General features: G+C 69.0%; 17 protein-coding genes. 10 read left to right on the plus strand and 7 right to left on the minus strand.

The window, feature by feature from the left end; translation table 11 throughout:
• Nucleotides 1-101: 101 nt before the first annotated feature.
• The 3 genes from OHN74_RS19225 (at nt 102) to OHN74_RS19235 (ending at nt 4,287) form a co-directional block, all read left to right on the plus strand.
• Nucleotides 102-1,046, plus strand: coding sequence for a GntR family transcriptional regulator (locus OHN74_RS19225; protein WP_443060409.1), 945 nt, complete (start codon nt 102-104; stop codon nt 1,044-1,046).
• Nucleotides 1,043-3,478 carry a dolichyl-phosphate beta-glucosyltransferase gene (locus tag OHN74_RS19230; protein WP_327695788.1) on the plus strand — a complete coding sequence of 812 codons (2,436 nt, stop codon included), beginning with the start codon at nt 1,043-1,045 and terminating at the stop codon, nt 3,476-3,478. The genes OHN74_RS19225 and OHN74_RS19230 overlap by 4 nt, the downstream gene beginning before the upstream one ends.
• Nucleotides 3,479-3,636: 158 nt before the next feature.
• Nucleotides 3,637-4,287, plus strand: a complete 651-nt coding sequence (locus OHN74_RS19235; protein ID WP_327695789.1) for a hypothetical protein — start codon at nt 3,637-3,639, stop codon at nt 4,285-4,287.
• 30 nt (nt 4,288-4,317) lie between these two features.
• Here the strand turns inward: OHN74_RS19235 and OHN74_RS19240 are convergent, their stop codons facing one another.
• Nucleotides 4,318-4,608: a DUF3303 family protein gene (locus OHN74_RS19240; protein ID WP_327695790.1), complete on the minus strand. Its 291-nt coding sequence runs from the start codon at nt 4,606-4,608 to the stop codon at nt 4,318-4,320.
• Between the two features lie 147 nt (nt 4,609-4,755).
• Between OHN74_RS19240 and OHN74_RS19245 the strand changes: the two genes are divergently transcribed.
• From OHN74_RS19245 to OHN74_RS19255, 3 genes are read left to right on the plus strand one after another with little or no spacing between them, the layout of a single operon-like run.
• A complete protein-coding gene (locus OHN74_RS19245) occupies nt 4,756-5,202 on the plus strand; it encodes a hypothetical protein (protein WP_327695791.1) in 447 nt (148 codons plus the stop codon).
• Entirely contained in the window at nt 5,199-5,990 is a 792-nt protein-coding gene (locus OHN74_RS19250) for a pectate lyase (protein ID WP_327695792.1), read from the plus strand. Before OHN74_RS19245 ends, OHN74_RS19250 begins: the two co-directional genes overlap by 4 nt.
• A gap of 18 nt (nt 5,991-6,008) precedes the next feature.
• Nucleotides 6,009-6,842 carry a GH12 family glycosyl hydrolase domain-containing protein gene (locus OHN74_RS19255; protein ID WP_327695793.1) on the plus strand — a complete coding sequence of 278 codons (834 nt, stop codon included), beginning with the start codon at nt 6,009-6,011 and terminating at the stop codon, nt 6,840-6,842.
• A 70-nt stretch (nt 6,843-6,912) separates the two neighbouring features.
• Here the strand turns inward: OHN74_RS19255 and OHN74_RS19260 are convergent, their stop codons facing one another.
• The 4 genes from OHN74_RS19260 to OHN74_RS19275 all read right to left on the minus strand — a co-directional run bounded on the left by OHN74_RS19260 (nt 6,913) and on the right by OHN74_RS19275 (nt 9,239).
• Nucleotides 6,913-7,347 (minus strand): hypothetical protein, encoded by a 435-nt coding sequence (locus OHN74_RS19260; RefSeq protein WP_327695794.1) that lies wholly within the window; start codon nt 7,345-7,347, stop codon nt 6,913-6,915.
• A complete protein-coding gene (locus tag OHN74_RS19265; RefSeq protein ID WP_327695795.1) occupies nt 7,344-7,607 on the minus strand; it encodes a hypothetical protein in 264 nt (87 codons plus the stop codon). Before OHN74_RS19265 ends, OHN74_RS19260 begins: the two co-directional genes overlap by 4 nt.
• A 119-nt stretch (nt 7,608-7,726) precedes the next feature.
• Nucleotides 7,727-8,647: a hypothetical protein gene (locus OHN74_RS19270; protein ID WP_327695796.1), complete on the minus strand. Its 921-nt coding sequence runs from the start codon at nt 8,645-8,647 to the stop codon at nt 7,727-7,729.
• Between the two features lie 139 nt (nt 8,648-8,786).
• Nucleotides 8,787-9,239: a hypothetical protein gene (locus OHN74_RS19275; protein ID WP_327695797.1), complete on the minus strand. Its 453-nt coding sequence runs from the start codon at nt 9,237-9,239 to the stop codon at nt 8,787-8,789.
• A 124-nt stretch (nt 9,240-9,363) separates the two neighbouring features.
• Between OHN74_RS19275 and OHN74_RS19280 the strand changes: the two genes are divergently transcribed.
• Nucleotides 9,364-10,200, plus strand: a complete 837-nt coding sequence (locus OHN74_RS19280) for a helix-turn-helix domain-containing protein (RefSeq protein ID WP_327695798.1) — start codon at nt 9,364-9,366, stop codon at nt 10,198-10,200.
• Nucleotides 10,197-10,448: a DUF397 domain-containing protein gene (locus OHN74_RS19285; RefSeq protein ID WP_327695799.1), complete on the plus strand. Its 252-nt coding sequence runs from the start codon at nt 10,197-10,199 to the stop codon at nt 10,446-10,448. Before OHN74_RS19280 ends, OHN74_RS19285 begins: the two co-directional genes overlap by 4 nt.
• On the opposite strand, the gene OHN74_RS19290 is transcribed toward OHN74_RS19285, so the two are convergent.
• Nucleotides 10,439-10,945 (minus strand): hypothetical protein, encoded by a 507-nt coding sequence (locus OHN74_RS19290; RefSeq protein WP_327695800.1) that lies wholly within the window; start codon nt 10,943-10,945, stop codon nt 10,439-10,441. The two genes, OHN74_RS19285 and OHN74_RS19290, sit on opposite strands and share 10 nt — an antisense overlap.
• A 275-nt stretch (nt 10,946-11,220) precedes the next feature.
• On the opposite strand from OHN74_RS19290, the gene OHN74_RS19295 reads away from it, so the two are divergent.
• A complete protein-coding gene (locus tag OHN74_RS19295; protein ID WP_327695801.1) occupies nt 11,221-11,445 on the plus strand; it encodes a hypothetical protein in 225 nt (74 codons plus the stop codon).
• A 79-nt stretch (nt 11,446-11,524) separates the two neighbouring features.
• Nucleotides 11,525-12,790: an IS701 family transposase gene (locus OHN74_RS19300; RefSeq protein WP_443060410.1), complete on the plus strand. Its 1,266-nt coding sequence runs from the start codon at nt 11,525-11,527 to the stop codon at nt 12,788-12,790.
• Nucleotides 12,791-13,020: 230 nt separating this feature from the next.
• On the opposite strand, the gene OHN74_RS19305 is transcribed toward OHN74_RS19300, so the two are convergent.
• Entirely contained in the window at nt 13,021-13,761 is a 741-nt protein-coding gene (locus tag OHN74_RS19305; protein ID WP_327695802.1) for a hypothetical protein, read from the minus strand.
• Nucleotides 13,762-13,818: the final 57 nt, after the last annotated feature.

The following is a 13,818-nucleotide window of genomic DNA, read 5'->3' on the forward strand; positions in this document are numbered from 1 at the left end:
GCGCACAGGAAAGTTCTCCGGTAACCCGAACGCGTAAGGTGACGTGCTCGTAGACATATGCGAGTAGTCATCCACACGCGCGAAGGGGGAGGGCCCCGACCATGCCCGCCAGCAGCGGCAACGGCGCCGTGACCCGCAGCACCCTGCGGCAGCAGATCGCGGCCGCGCTCCGCGACGAGGTGCTGGCCGGCCGTCTCCAGCCGGGCCAGGAGTTCACGGTCAAGGAGATCGCCGAGCAGTACGGCGTCTCCGCGACGCCCGTCCGCGAGGCCCTGGTCGATCTGTCGGCCCAGGGCCTGCTGGAGGCCGACCAGCACCGCGGCTTCCGTGTGCACGAGTACTCGCCGGCCGACTTCCGGGGCATGATCGAGGCCCGCGGTCTGGTCACCGACGGCATGTTCCACGGCCTGGCGAAGGGTCTGGCGACCGTTGCGGCGGGGGGTCCGGCAGGCGGTCGGCCCGGCGGTCGGGTGAGTGGCTTCGCCGTTGACAGCCCGGGACCGCGCGGCTTCTTCGTCCGCGTCGGCGACCCCCGTGCCGCCGCCGCCCTCGCCGGTGTCCGCCGCCGGGGCGAGGAGGCACGACGTGCCGCCACCGCCGGTGAGCTGAACATCCTCATCGGCTACGACCTGCGCTTCTGGCGCGAACTGGGCGCCCTGTTCGGCAACGAGTACCTCACCGACTTCCTGCACCGGCTGCGCGTCCAGTCCTGGGTGTGCGCGGTGCAGCACCTGCGCCGGGTGAGCGACCTGCGCGGTCACCTGTGGTCCCGGTACACCGAGGTCGTCGACGCGCTGACCCTCCGCGACCTCGCCGAGGCGCACAGGATGGTCGACGACTACGACCTGCACTCCCTCGCCCTCATAGAGGGCCTGTCCAACGACCGCTCCGCAGGCTCCGGCCAGTCCGACCGCTCCGGCCTCGCCTCCGACGGAGGCGAGGACAAGGAGCAGGAGAAGGACGAAAGCGACGAGAAGGACGAGAAGGACAACGGCAAGGACGACGGCGTCACGGCACCGGCGGAGAACGGGGGCACCCTCGGATGAGCGCTCCCACCCGCACCACCGGCACCCTCGACCTGACCGTCGTCGTCCCCGCCTACAACGAGGAGGAGCGGCTCGGCCCCACCCTCGCCGCCATCACCGGTCACCTCCAGGAGAACGAGGGCCGCTGGGGCGACTGGGAGGTGGTGGTCGTCGACGACGGTTCCACCGACGGCACCCGCGACCTCGTCACCGGCCTCGCCGACCCCCGCGTCCAGCTCGTCACCAGCCCCCGCAACCGGGGCAAGGGCCACGCCCTGCGCCTCGGCGTCGCCGCCTCGCGCGGTGCCCGCGTCCTGGTGACGGATGCCGACCTGGCCGCCCCCATAGAGGAACTGGAAGTACTGGACAAGGCGCTCACCGAGGGGCACGCGGCGGCCATCGGCTCCCGTTCCGTCCCCGGCGCGACGATCGAGCACCACCAGCACCGGGTGCGTGAATTCCTCGGCCGGGCCGGCAACCTCCTGATACGCAGGGTCGCGGTTCCCGGCATACGGGACACCCAGTGCGGCTTCAAACTGTTCGACGGCGACCGTGCCCGTACGGCGTTCGCCGCGTCCCGGCTGAACGGCTGGGGCATCGACGTCGAGGTCCTCCAGCACTTCCGCCGCGCCGACTGGCCGGTCGCCGAGATCCCGGTCCGCTGGGCCCACCAGTCCGGCTCGAAGGTGCGCCCGCTGGACTACGCCCGTGTCCTCGCCGAACTGGCGGCCCTCAAGGCGCGCGCGGTCCGCCCGGCCGACCTCCTCGCGGTCACCCTCTTCCTGCTGATGGCGGTCGCCCTGTACGCGGGCCGCTGGCTCGACCCGGCGGGCCGCTACCTCCCCGACTCCCTCCAGGACCAGAACCAGTGGGAGTGGTTCTTCGCGGTCACGGCCGACAACATCGGCCACCTCCGCAACCCGCTCTTCACCGACCTCCAGGGCTTCCCCGACGGCGTGAACCTCATGGCCAACACGGTCATGCTCGGCCTCTCCGTCCCCTTCGCACCGATCACGCTCCTCGCCGGACCGGCCGTCTCCCTCGCCCTGGTGATGACCCTGGGCCTCGCGGCGACCGCCACGGCCTGGTACTGGCTGATCGTGAAAAGGGTCGTACGGCAACGGGGTGCGGCCTTCGCCGGAGCGGCCCTGGCGACCTTCGCGCCCCCGATGGTCAGCCACGCCAACGCGCACCCGAACTTCGTCATCCTCTTCATGATGCCGCTGATCATCGACCGCGCCCTGCGGCTGTGCGAGGGCGAGCGGGTCACCCGCAACGGCGTGGTCCTGGGCCTGATGGCGGCGTACCAGATCTTCCTCGGCGAGGAGCCGCTCCTCCTGGCGGCGATGGGGATGGTGCTGTTCGCCCTCGCCTACGCCGTCGTGCACCGGGAGGTGGCGAAGGCCGCCTGGCGTCCGCTGCTGCGCGGCCTGCTGATCGGTGGCGCGGTCTGTCTCCCGATCGTCGCCTTCCCCCTCTACTGGCAGTTCTTCGGGCCGCAGAGCTACAAGAGCGTCCTGCACGGCGACAACGCCGGCAACAGCCCGCTCGCGCTGCTCTCCTTCGCCGAGCGCTCCCTGGTCGCGGGCGACGCGGACAGGGCGAACGCCCTCTCCCTCAACCCCACCGAGCAGAACGCCTTCTACGGCTGGCCGCTGGTCCTGCTGGCCTTCGCGATCGTCGTACGGCTGTGGGAGCGCACGGTGGTGAAGGCGCTGGCCTTCACGGCGGTCGCCGCGGCGCTTCTGTCGCTGGGCCCCGAGTTCCGCATCCCGCTGAGCGACACCGTGCTGCCGGGTCCCTGGGCGCTGCTCGCCAAGAAGCCGCTGTTCGAGTCGGTGATCGAGGGCCGGGTCGCGATGATCTGCGCGCCCGCGCTGGGCATGCTCCTGGCCATCGCGCTGGAACGGCTGGCGGCCACCCGCAACCTGACCACGCAGTACTTCGGCACGCTGGCCGTCCTCCTCGCCGTGCTGCCGATCGTCCCGGCCCCGCTGAAGACGGTGGAACGCACGGCCGTGCCCCCCTTCATCGCGGACGGCATGTGGAAGTCGTACGTCGGGAAGGGCGAGTCGCTCGTCCCGGTGCCCTTGCCCGATCCCGGCAACGCCGAGGCGCTGCACTGGCAGACGGCGGCCGGCCTCGGGTTCAAACTGCCGGGCGGGTACTTCAACGGGCCGTACGGCGAGGAGCGCGTGGGCATCTACGGCGCCTCACCCCGCTTCACCTCCAACATGCTGCGGGACGTGCGCTACAACGGCGTCGCGCCGACGATCGGCGCCAACTGGCGGGCACAGGCCAAGAAGGACTTCGCGTACTGGAAGGCGGGCGTGCTGGTGCTGGCACCGCAGGGCAACGACGGGGTGCTGCGCGAGACGCTGGAGCAGTTGACGGGCCAGAAGGGTAAGTGGACGGGCGGGGTGTGGGTATGGGACCTGCACGACGGGTCGTGAGCCCCCTCCCGGGCTGTTCCTGACCTGTTCCTGACCTGTTCCTTTCGTTGTCTGGCCCGTCACACGGGGGTCCGACCCACCCACCACCCACTACGCTTCCCTGACTGCTCTGCCCACGGTGCCTGACCACCGCCTGCGACGATGCGAGGAGTTCTCCTTTGGCCTGTGACCTGTGGCTGGTCCCACTCGTCGACGTGCTCTGTCACACCCCCGACAACCCCTTCGCCGACGAACTCGCGCTCTACGACAAGGTGCTGGGCGAGGCGGGACTGCCTCCGGTGCCGGTCTACGCGTACATGCCGGGGCTGTCCGGCGACGTGGCCCCGATCGCGGGCTTCGACTACGACGCGCTGCACTTCCTGCGCCGCGCGTATCTCCTCCAGGTGTGCGGTCTGCCGGTGACGCCGGTGGACGAACTGGGCGGTGACTACGAGCAGTTGCTGGAGATGTTCGAGGCGACCGCCCAGCAGTCGCACCTGGTCTGGCACTACGACCACGCGGGCGCCTACGTCCCGGTGGACTTCCCACACCCTCTTTCGAGCGACGAACTCCTCGCGGGGGGCGGCCCGTTGGGCTCGTCCCAGACCCTGCTGAGGGAGCTGGAGTTCGTGGCTCCCTCGATCGGCATCGACCCGGCGAACCCCCCGGTGGCCCCGGCCCCGCCGCTGACCCCGACGTCACTGGAGGAACCGGCGGCACCCGCACCGCACGACTCGAGCCCGTTCGCCCGGGAACGGCACGTGTGGCTGGGGTTGAACGCGGCGGCGACGCGGAGCCTGGCCCAGGGGTCGATGATCGTCTTCAGCTGAGCGTGGGCGTGGGCGCACGCGGCGGCACGCTCACCGGATCTGGGAGAGCCCCTTCTGCAGATCCTCGGCGTTCATGATCGGGGTGAACGAGACCTTGGCGTTGAACTGGGTGAAGAACGGCTCGGCGGTGGCCGGCATCTGGGAGGAGTCCTCCATGTCGAGGACCATCCAGCAGCACCGGCAGCCCTCGTCCGGTCCGAAGTACGCCGCCTCCGGCTTGAGGTGGTCCATGGTCTCCTTCAACAGCTCCGGCAGCTTGCCGCTGCGTATGCCCTCGTTGCCCTTCTCGGTGTCGAACTGCGCCTTGAGCAGAACGCGCATGGCACTCACCTTCTCCTGATCGACGCGCGGGCACGCAGTCGTACGCACTCGCACCAAATCAGGATATGCCCGGCATCGATACTTGGCGTGCGCACGTTCGGCCCACCCGAAATGCGCATATCGCGACCGGATGATCACCATGCGTGCATGAACCAACGCATACGCACCCTGGTGCCACTTGCCGCTTTCACGGCGTCGGCGATGGTGTCCCTGTTGCCGGGCACAGCCACGGCGCAGACGGCCCCCGCCACCACCATGGTCAAGCTCCCGGCCGGCTACTGCTGCCAGGAACTCGCCCCCGCCGGCGACAGCCACCTCGCCCACGTCCTCGCCGAGGCGGACCTCACCGTCCCGGCGGACGTCTCCGTCGGCATCAACTGCCATCCGAGCAACTTCACGCCCGAGGAACACGTCGAGGAGTGCGAACCCGGAGTCGCCGTGGAGTGCGTCGCCGACGCCCACGCGGGCCGGTACGGGCTCGTCGCGCTGGGCTGCGTCCCCGCGGGCTCCGTCCACATCGTCGACCTCCACCGCGCGGGTGGCGCGCGTACGGGACAGGACGCACGTACGGGACGGCTGGTGACCGCGTCATGAACGTGAACACGAACCGGATCCGCACCCTCCTCGGCGCCGGCCTCACCCTGGCGGTCACCCTCACGCTCACCGCCGGGCCCTCGCCCGCCGCCGCCGCGACCTGGCCGGCCGCGAAGCGCACCCAGAAGGTGACCGCGACCATCAAGGTCCCCGCCGGCACCAAGAACTACGACTTCACCCGCTTCGTCGGCAGCGGCGCCCTCGGCGGCGGCGACCAGACCGAGAACCAGCCGCCCATCCTCGAACTCGCGGACGGCGCCACGATCTCCAACGTGATCATCGGCGCACCGGCCGCCGACGGCATCCACTGCCGGGGCACCTGCACCATCAAGAACGTCTGGTGGGAGGACGTCGGCGAGGACGCGGCCACGTTCAAGGGCACGCGTGCCAACCAGACGATGACGATCGACGGCGGCGGTGCCCGCAAGGCGGCCGACAAGGTGTTCCAGCACAACGGCCCCGGCACGTTCGTCATCAAGAACTTCGAGGTCGAGAACTTCGGCAAGCTGTACCGCTCCTGCGGCGTCTGCAAGACCCAGTACCAGCGCAACGTGATCGTCGACAACGTGACGATCAAGGCGCCCGGCCTGGACGTCGTCGGCATCAACGCGACCCCCTACGGCGACACGGCCAAGCTGACGCGCGTCACCGTCATCGGCGACGCGGCCCGCAAGATCGTGATCTGCCAGAAGTTCCGCGGGACGACCGTCGGCGAGCCCACGAAGACGGGCTCGGGCCCGGACGGCAGGAACTGCATCTACCGCACGTCCGACGTCACCTACAAGTAGCGGTAAGGAAGAGACATCGTGGTCACCATCAAGCGTCTGTACCGCCTGCCGTTGCTCGTCGGACTGGCGAGCGCTGCCGTAGCGGCACCACTGCTGCTCGCCCCCGGCGCCTCCGCCGTCCCCGCCCCTGCGGCCGTCGCCAAGCCGACGGACATCTGCACGGCCTTCAACACGGTGAAGGTCCCGCCGTACTACCTCAACAACAACGTCTGGGGTGCGAAGGGCGCGACGGGCCAGGAGTGCACCTGGCTCAACTCGTACAAGAACGGCAAGATCAACTGGGAGACGTCCTTCGACTGGAAGGGCGGCGACCCGCACGGCGTCAAGGCGTACGCCAGCGCCGTCCTGGGCTGGCACTGGGGCTGGAAGGACACCACCACCAAGCTCCCGGTCCGCCTCAACAGCGGCCGTAAGGTGACGTCGTCCTGGAGCTTCAACATCACCCAGACGACGCCGACGGTCATGAACGTCTCGTACGACCTCTGGTTCCACCAGAAGTCCAACCCGGACTGGCAGGACCAGCCGCACGACGAAATGATGGTCTGGCTCAACCGCCAGAACGGCGCGGGCCCTCTCGGCACGAAGCGCGAGACGCTGACCGTGGGCGGTGTCGCCTGGGACCTCTACGTCGGCAAGATCGTCAACACGAACAGCAGTTGGAACGTCTTCTCGTTCGTCCGCAAGACCAACACCAACTCGCAGACGACCGACCTGACGGCCCTGACCGGCGCGCTGGTCCAGCGCAAGCTCATGGCCAACACCAACTACCTGACCAGCGTGGAGGCGGGCACCGAAGTCTTCAGCGGCAAGGGCAAGTTGAGCACGTCGTCGTACTCGGTGAGTGTGGGCTGACGACCCGCCGGCCGTCCGGGGCCCGCGTCCTTTCGGGGCGCGGGCCCCTTCCCATTGCCGGTGCCGGAAGCTACCGCTGACGCGGCAGCCTGAGGGTCCGCACGAGGGGCATGTCCGCGTACAGATCGGGGTCGACAGTCAGTACACGCCGGCCGTTCGGCCAGTCCGCCGTCGGCCGGGACAGGTGGACCGCGTGGCCGAGCCGCCACTCCACCCCGTCGCGCAGCAGCGCGCCCACGGTGGACGCGCCGGCGAAGTCCAGCTCGACGATCTCGACGGCGGGCAGGGCGCCGATGTGCTCGGCCAGCCCCTTGCGCATGCCGTCGGCAGCGGCGAGGCAGAGCGCGGGCACGTACACGTGCCGGGTTGGCCCGTGCTCGGTGTTGGACACGAACTGCGAGGCGAGCGAGTTGCCCGACCCGAGCGCCAGCAACGCCGACTCATCGAAGACGACCCCGGTCGACCCGGAGGGTCCAGACCTTCCGCCTCCCTTTGCGGTGCTCACAGGCTCTCCACCTCCTGTCCGGCCTCCAGGTCCTGCCACACCTTCTCGACCCTGTCGTGGTCCTCGTCGGTGAGGATGACCCCGAAGTGCGTCTCGCAGTACGCCTTGGTCTCCTCGTACCGCTTCCGCAGCTCCTCCTGGGTCGGCGTGGCCCCCGCCAGCTCTGCGATCAGATCGCGCATGGTCATCCCGCGCTCGCGGGCGAGCACCATGAGGCGGTCACGGACCAGGGGGTCGACCTTGACGGTGGTGTCAGCCATGACGACAGTATACCTGCGGTATACCGTCTCGGGCCGCTCAAGCAATGCGGTCATCCTGTTTCCTCCCGGGTGGGTGACCCGGCCGCACGGACGCACGGCCGGGAGACTGTGTACGACGCCTACGCGGGCGCGGGCCGCCCCTGCAGCAGGGCGCGGGCCAGAGCCCCGCCACGTCGTGCCGCATCGCGATAACTGCCGGAGGCGTCGGGCTTGCGGATCTCAACGGTCGTGACGGGTACGGCCGTTGTCGCTCCGGACGCCGCCCGACCTGCCGACTCGACGGCGGCAGCGACCGGCGCGACTGCAGCGGCCGGTGCGGCCGGGCATTTGCGGCGCAGGCGGTCCTCGACGATGGCGCGGGGCGAGTACAGCCGCGAGGGCAGCCCCTGCGTCAGCGCCGCGCGTACCTGTGCACTGCTCGCCCCCGCCGCCCACCACTCCTCGACCAGCGGCGCCAGCCGCAACGCCTCGGCGGCACCGAGGGCCAGCCGGGGCTCGGTACGGCTGAGCGAGCCGAGCAACCGCGCGGCGAGCGCGGTGCGTTCGCCGGGCGGAGCCCCGGGCTCGGCCGGTGGCACCTCGCCTGCCGCCGTCTCGGCCGACGGCGCGTCGGCCGACGGCGGGGAGGGAGGTTCTTCTTCCCTGGTCTTTTCGACCGAAGGGAGAGCTCCCGAAGCCCCGGATTCCGACTCACCGGAGGCCCGGTTCTGAACTTCTTCGGATTCACCCGCAGGGGGCTCGTCGTCGTACGGAGTGTCGAACACCTCGTACACGGTGGAGAATTGCCCGGACTCCTCGTCCTTGCGCACCACCCGCCGCAGATACCGGGATTCCTCCAGCTCATGCAGGGCGGCAGCGATCCGCGCCCGCCCTTCCTTGCGCTGCTCGGCGAGGGTACGGATGGTGGCGCGGGCGCCGTTCGGCAGGCTGAGGAGGTACGTCAGTACGCCTACCGCGCACCAGGAGAGACTCCGGTCGCGGAGAAGGGCGTTGGAGAAGACTGAAAAGGCGCGCGTGGGCGTCGTACGATGAATGCGCATCTGGAGGTCGATTCTCTGGGTGCCGAGCCCCCGGGTGTTGGCGCACCGCGGGGGCGTTCTTTGTTGCCGTGACTCTAAGGGCACGCAGAGCGACGAATGCAAGCTGAACGGGCTTTTCTCGGGCGGAAGTTCACGTTCTTCACTCTTCGGGGTGAAGTGCCGCCTTCAGAAGCAACGCGTGTACGAGGTGATCTCTCCCCGTCGGCCGATAACGCCAAGTCAGCGGCCATGTCTGGCCGTTGAGCGCCGGGACGGGGATGAAGGCGATGCGGCACGGACCGGACGCGAGACAGGTGACTCCCGGTGGCCAGACCCGGCGGGTCGTCGCACCCACGGGCACGAGGAAGTAGACCGCACGACTCCCGTTCGCCTCCTCAACCACAGGCCCCGGCGCACCGCCGGTCATCCGCGCCAGCCGGTCCGCCGCAGCCCGGCCCTCGTCGCCGTCCACCCGTACCGCGTCGAACTGGACGCCCGCCTTGCGGAGTTGGATACCGGTGGGCGGGATCCAGTCGGGGATGTCGAGGGTGTCGGGGATCTCAGGGGCGAGTGGGGGTTCGGCGAGGTTTGTCTCGTCACTTTCTGTGTTCATGGGGACAGTTTCGGCAGGTGGGGCTAGCTTCTTCCATAACTCTGCGTCGAGAGTTGGTAGCTGTCGGAATTCGACGTGGGTCGGTGGTGACCAGTTGAGTTCGGTTGAGTTCGGGAGTGACCGGATGGCGAGTTCGGACAACAAGGTGGAAGCGGGCGGCACGGCACACATGGTCGCCGCCCTCGCCAAGGCCCTGCGCGAGCAAATGGGGCTCACGCAGGAGGAGTTGGGCAAGCTGATCGGCTACACGGCATCGGCGGTCAGCGCGATGGAGACGTGCGCGCAGCCCGCGAGCGACAAGATGCTCGTCAAGCTGGAGGAGGTGCTCGGGGGTGGGCTGGGCGTCTTCGAGAAGGCCCGGAAGTGGATGCTGCTGGAGAAGTACCCGGCCCGGTTCCGGGGGTTCGCGGGGCTGGAACGCGGCGCGGTCACCATCTCCTCGTACGCCAACTTCGTCATCGACGGGATCTTCCAGACCGAGGCGTACGCCCAGGCACTCATCCGGGGCGGCTATCCGGCGGTCTCCGACCAGAAGCGCGAGGAACTCGTCGAGGCGCGGCTCGCCCGCCGGGCGCTCTTCGACCGCGACCCCGCCCCGCTGGTCGAGCTGATCCTCGAAGAGAGCGTGCTACGGCGGCCGTTCGGCGACCGGGACGTCATGCGCGGGCAACTGCTCTCGCTCGCAGAGGACGCCCAGAGGGAGAATGTGTGTCTGCAAGTACTACCGTTGGAACGCGGGTTGCGCGGATCGCACGCCGGTGACCGAGGCCCCATGAACCTCCTCGTCACCGAGGACCACGACCACGTCGTCTACATGGAGATCGAGGACCAGGGCATCCTGATCAGCGATCCCCCCGAGGTGGCACAACTCGCCCACCGCTATGCGAAGATCCGATCGCAGGCCCTGAGTCCCGACGACTCACTCGGCCTCATCGAACGGTTGGCAGGAGAGGAACCATGAGCGACGCCGGTGCACTGCGATGGTTCAAGTCCAGCTACAGCGACAGCGGCGGCGGCGCCTGCGTCGAAGTCGCCTACGCCTGGCGCAAGTCGACGTACAGCGACGGCGGCGGCGGTAACTGCGTAGAGATCGCCCCCTGCCCTCACTCCCCCACCGCCGCGATACACATCCGCGACTCCAAGAACCCCGGCGGCCCGAACCTCACCGTCGCCGGTGAGGCCTGGGCCGCGTTCCTCTTCTACAGGTAGTACCAGTCGACGGCCACGTCCTGGCCGCCGAGGCCGGTCGCGATGATGGAGACGTTGATGACGGGGTTGCCCTTGGCCTTGCCGCCCACGTACCAGCACTTGATGAACTGGAAGCCGCGCGAGGGCGGGCAGCTCGCGTCGGAGCGGTAACCGACCTTACGGCCGTCCATCGTCAGGGTGTCGGCGGCGAGGAGATGCACGCCGTCCCAGTACGAGTCGGATCCCGCCCCGTCGCAGGCGGTGAGCTTGCTGCCGGTCGAGGCGTCGCCCGTCGAGCCCGCAGCCTGCTGGGTGCCGTTGTACCAATGGGTGGAGGCGCAGTTGGCCAGCCGCTTCACCTGCGTCGCGCGCCAGCTGAAGTCGCCGCTGTACTTCAGCGTGTCCGCCAGGGCTGTTCCGGCGGTGATGCCGAGCGCGAGTGCCATGGCGGTCAGCACCATGCCGATGCGGGCCGCGATCCTTGCTCGACGTGAGTGCTTGGGGGGCGTGGGCGTCATGGTCCTGTCTTTCGTTCTGGGGGGAAGAACTGATGACTGGACGTGAGAATGGCTGGCCCGTCGACCGTCGGCGTGACGTGATCATTCCTCGGCCGTAACGAACTCTCTTTTCTCCCGGCGATCTTGCTGTGAGCCTCCTTTGCCCGTGTCTTTACCGACCTGCTGACAGCCGTGGCAACCCCCCCTTGCCCGCCCCGCTGTCCGGCCACATAGCCTGCTCCGAGGATTCCGTTTTCTCCCCGGCCTGAGCTCCGGGACTTCCTCGGAGGCAGCCGATGAACGACATACGGTGCACCCAGTGTGGTGCCGTGGGGCTGCAGCCGGGCTTCGTCGAGGACTCCGGGCAAGGCGCTCGCGGGTTCGCCCGGTGGATCGAAGGGGCCCTTGAGCGAGGCCCGCTGGGCGGTGCCAAGAGGATGGGGCGGCCTCACTGGCAGATCGACGCCTATCGCTGTCCCAACTGCGCGCACCTGGAACTGTTCGCCGCTCAGCGTGACTAGCGACTAGCGACTAGTAGGGCTTGGTCAGGTGCGGTCCTTGATGGCGTGTCTTCCTGATCGGTCGTGCCGTTGATCGGGTGTGCTGGGTGGGGAGTTGGCTGCGGTCCGGTGTGATCTGGAGGACTTCGCGGCGGAGATGTTCGAGCCGTTCGCGCGGGCAGATCAGCGGCGGTGGGGCGAGGTATATCTGCGGGGCCTGCTGCTGGACGGCGGGCGCAAGTCGGTGGAGCCGATGGCCGCCCGCCTGGGCGAAGACGGGAACCGGCAGGCCCTGGCCCACTTCGTCACTTCCAGCCCGTGGGACGCGGCACATGTCCGGGCCCGTTTGGCCTGGCGGATGCAGCCGGTCATCAAGCCCACCGCGTTGATCATCGATGACACCGGGTTCCTCAAGGACGGGGACGCGTCCGCGTGCGTGACCCGGCAGTACACCGGCACCGCGGGCAAGGTCACCAACTGCCAGGCCGGGGTCTCGCTGCACCTGGCTTCCAACGGCGCCTCGGCGGCGGTGAACTGGCGTCTGTTCCTGCCCGAGAGCTGGGATCCCGCCTCGCCGAAGGCGGATCCGGTCAAAGTGGTCCGCCGTGCCAAGTGCGCCATCCCTGCCCAGGCGGGCCATGTCGAGAAGTGGCAGCTGGCCCTCGACATGATCGACGAGACGCGCTCCTGGGGCATCGAGGTGCCCCAGGTCATCGCCGACGGCGGCTATGGGGATACCGCCGCCTTCCGGCTTGGCCTGGAGGAACGCGGTCTCCACTACGTGGTGGGCATCTCGACCACGACCACCGCGCAACCCGGGGACGCACAGCCGTGCACCCCGGCCTACCCCGGCCGGGGACGACGGCCGGTTCCTGCCTACCCCGAGCTGGCACAGAGGGTGAAGAGCCTGGTCATCGCGGCCGGCAAATCTTCCGCACGGCCAGTGCAGTGGAGGGAGGGATCGCGGCCGGGCAGTGGCCGCAGCGGGCACAAACGCATGTACTCGCGCTTCGTGGCCCTGCGGATCCGGCCCGCCGGACGTGAGATCTGCAAAGCCACCCCCGGCGCCGAACTGCCGGTGCGCTGGCTGCTGGCCGAATGGCCAGCCGACCAGGACGAGCCCGTGCAGTTCTGGCTCTCCAACCTGCCCGAGACCACCCCGTTGCCCGTCCTCGTGCGCACCGCGAAGCTTCGCTGGCGCATCGAGAACGACTACCGAGAGATGAAGCAGGCCCTGGGCCTGGCCCACTTCGAAGGCCGAACCTGGCCAGGCTGGCACCACCACGTCACCCTCGTTTCGGTCGCCCACGCCTTCTGCACCCTGCAGCGACTGAGCCGATCCCCAAAAGAGACGGCGTCGGCCTGAGCCTCTACCGAGTCGTTCGCGAGCTGCAGTTACTCCTCGTGATCTGGACCGGCGCCTGCCCCACCTGTCACCGCGACATGCCAGACCTCGCACCAACATGACCAAGCCCTACTAGCGACTAGCGACTAGCGACTAGCGACTAGCGACCGATCAAGTCGCCCCCGACTGCCGTCAGTTCCACATCAACGTCCGGCAGCGGGAAACTACGGCAGCGTTGCCGGGCGCTGGCCTCAGCAGTGGCAAAGCACGTCGATGACGACGGTGTCGGGGTCGAGGCCGTCGAGATAGCGGTCGGCCTGTTCCCAGTGGCCGTCTGTTTCCCCGTCCGTCCACGAGCCGTCAAGGGCGACCAGGGCGAAGCTGGGCACGGCGCTCCGGGCCGACCACAGCCGGGCTTCCTCGTGGTCGTGCGCGAAGTATTCGACGGGGTCGCGGGTCAGGAACGACATGTCAAAGTGCGGGTCTCCCGCAAGGGCCCGCTTGACCACGTCCTGGATGAGCGGCTGGAGGAGATGCTCCTCCTTGGCATCTCCCCGGGAGTAATTTTCGGGATCGGCCTCGTGGCGAGCGAGGAAGTCCGCGAAGGCGCGCGCCGGCGGGTGTATCGCGGTCAGCTCGGTCCAAGCGGCGAGGCGGGCGTCGTACGCGCCCACCGCTCGGTTCCGCATACCGTCGAAGTCGAGCAGGCCCCGGGGCCCGCCGTAGCATTCCAGCGGCCCGAGGGCATCGAGCCTGGCCTTCCTGCGCGGCACGGTGGACGCTGTGACGAGCCTGCGGTCGTCGGCGTGTTCGGGCAGCACGAGGTAGGCGTTGCCCGCGCCGTTGTGGATGGCCCACCAGTCCCAGTGGCCGTCCGGACTCCACTCCTCGGTGAGCTCGGAGTTGTAGGGCGCCAGGGCGGCGGCTACCGCCTTCGGAACCTTTCGAGGCGCGGTCGGCGGCAGGCACACGGTGGCGAAGAACTTGGTCATGCCCGGGAGCGTAAGTCCTGGGATTCTTCCGCCCGCCCGTCCGCCCGTCCGTACGAC

Source organism: Streptomyces sp. NBC_00459, assembly GCF_036013955.1.
Taxonomy (GTDB): domain Bacteria; phylum Actinomycetota; class Actinomycetes; order Streptomycetales; family Streptomycetaceae; genus Streptomyces.

Excerpts from the sequence above, each read along its gene's own strand:
- OHN74_RS19295 (WP_327695801.1), top strand. The coding sequence starts at position 11,221 with ATGAACGACATACGGTGCACCCAGTGTGGTGCCGTGGGGCTGCAGCCG.
- OHN74_RS19290 (WP_327695800.1), bottom strand. The coding sequence starts at position 10,945 with ATGACGCCCACGCCCCCCAAGCACTCACGTCGAGCAAGGATCGCGGCC.
- OHN74_RS19270 (WP_327695796.1), bottom strand. The coding sequence starts at position 8,647 with ATGCGCATTCATCGTACGACGCCCACGCGCGCCTTTTCAGTCTTCTCC.
- OHN74_RS19275 (WP_327695797.1), bottom strand. The coding sequence starts at position 9,239 with ATGAACACAGAAAGTGACGAGACAAACCTCGCCGAACCCCCACTCGCC.
- OHN74_RS19225 (WP_443060409.1), top strand. The coding sequence starts at position 102 with ATGCCCGCCAGCAGCGGCAACGGCGCCGTGACCCGCAGCACCCTGCGG.
- OHN74_RS19265 (WP_327695795.1), bottom strand. The coding sequence starts at position 7,607 with ATGGCTGACACCACCGTCAAGGTCGACCCCCTGGTCCGTGACCGCCTC.
- OHN74_RS19305 (WP_327695802.1), bottom strand. The coding sequence starts at position 13,761 with ATGACCAAGTTCTTCGCCACCGTGTGCCTGCCGCCGACCGCGCCTCGA.
- OHN74_RS19280 (WP_327695798.1), top strand. The coding sequence starts at position 9,364 with ATGGCGAGTTCGGACAACAAGGTGGAAGCGGGCGGCACGGCACACATG.
- OHN74_RS19250 (WP_327695792.1), top strand. The coding sequence starts at position 5,199 with ATGAACGTGAACACGAACCGGATCCGCACCCTCCTCGGCGCCGGCCTC.
- OHN74_RS19240 (WP_327695790.1), bottom strand. The coding sequence starts at position 4,608 with ATGCGCGTTCTGCTCAAGGCGCAGTTCGACACCGAGAAGGGCAACGAG.
- OHN74_RS19230 (WP_327695788.1), top strand. The coding sequence starts at position 1,043 with ATGAGCGCTCCCACCCGCACCACCGGCACCCTCGACCTGACCGTCGTC.
- OHN74_RS19245 (WP_327695791.1), top strand. The coding sequence starts at position 4,756 with ATGAACCAACGCATACGCACCCTGGTGCCACTTGCCGCTTTCACGGCG.
- OHN74_RS19285 (WP_327695799.1), top strand. The coding sequence starts at position 10,197 with ATGAGCGACGCCGGTGCACTGCGATGGTTCAAGTCCAGCTACAGCGAC.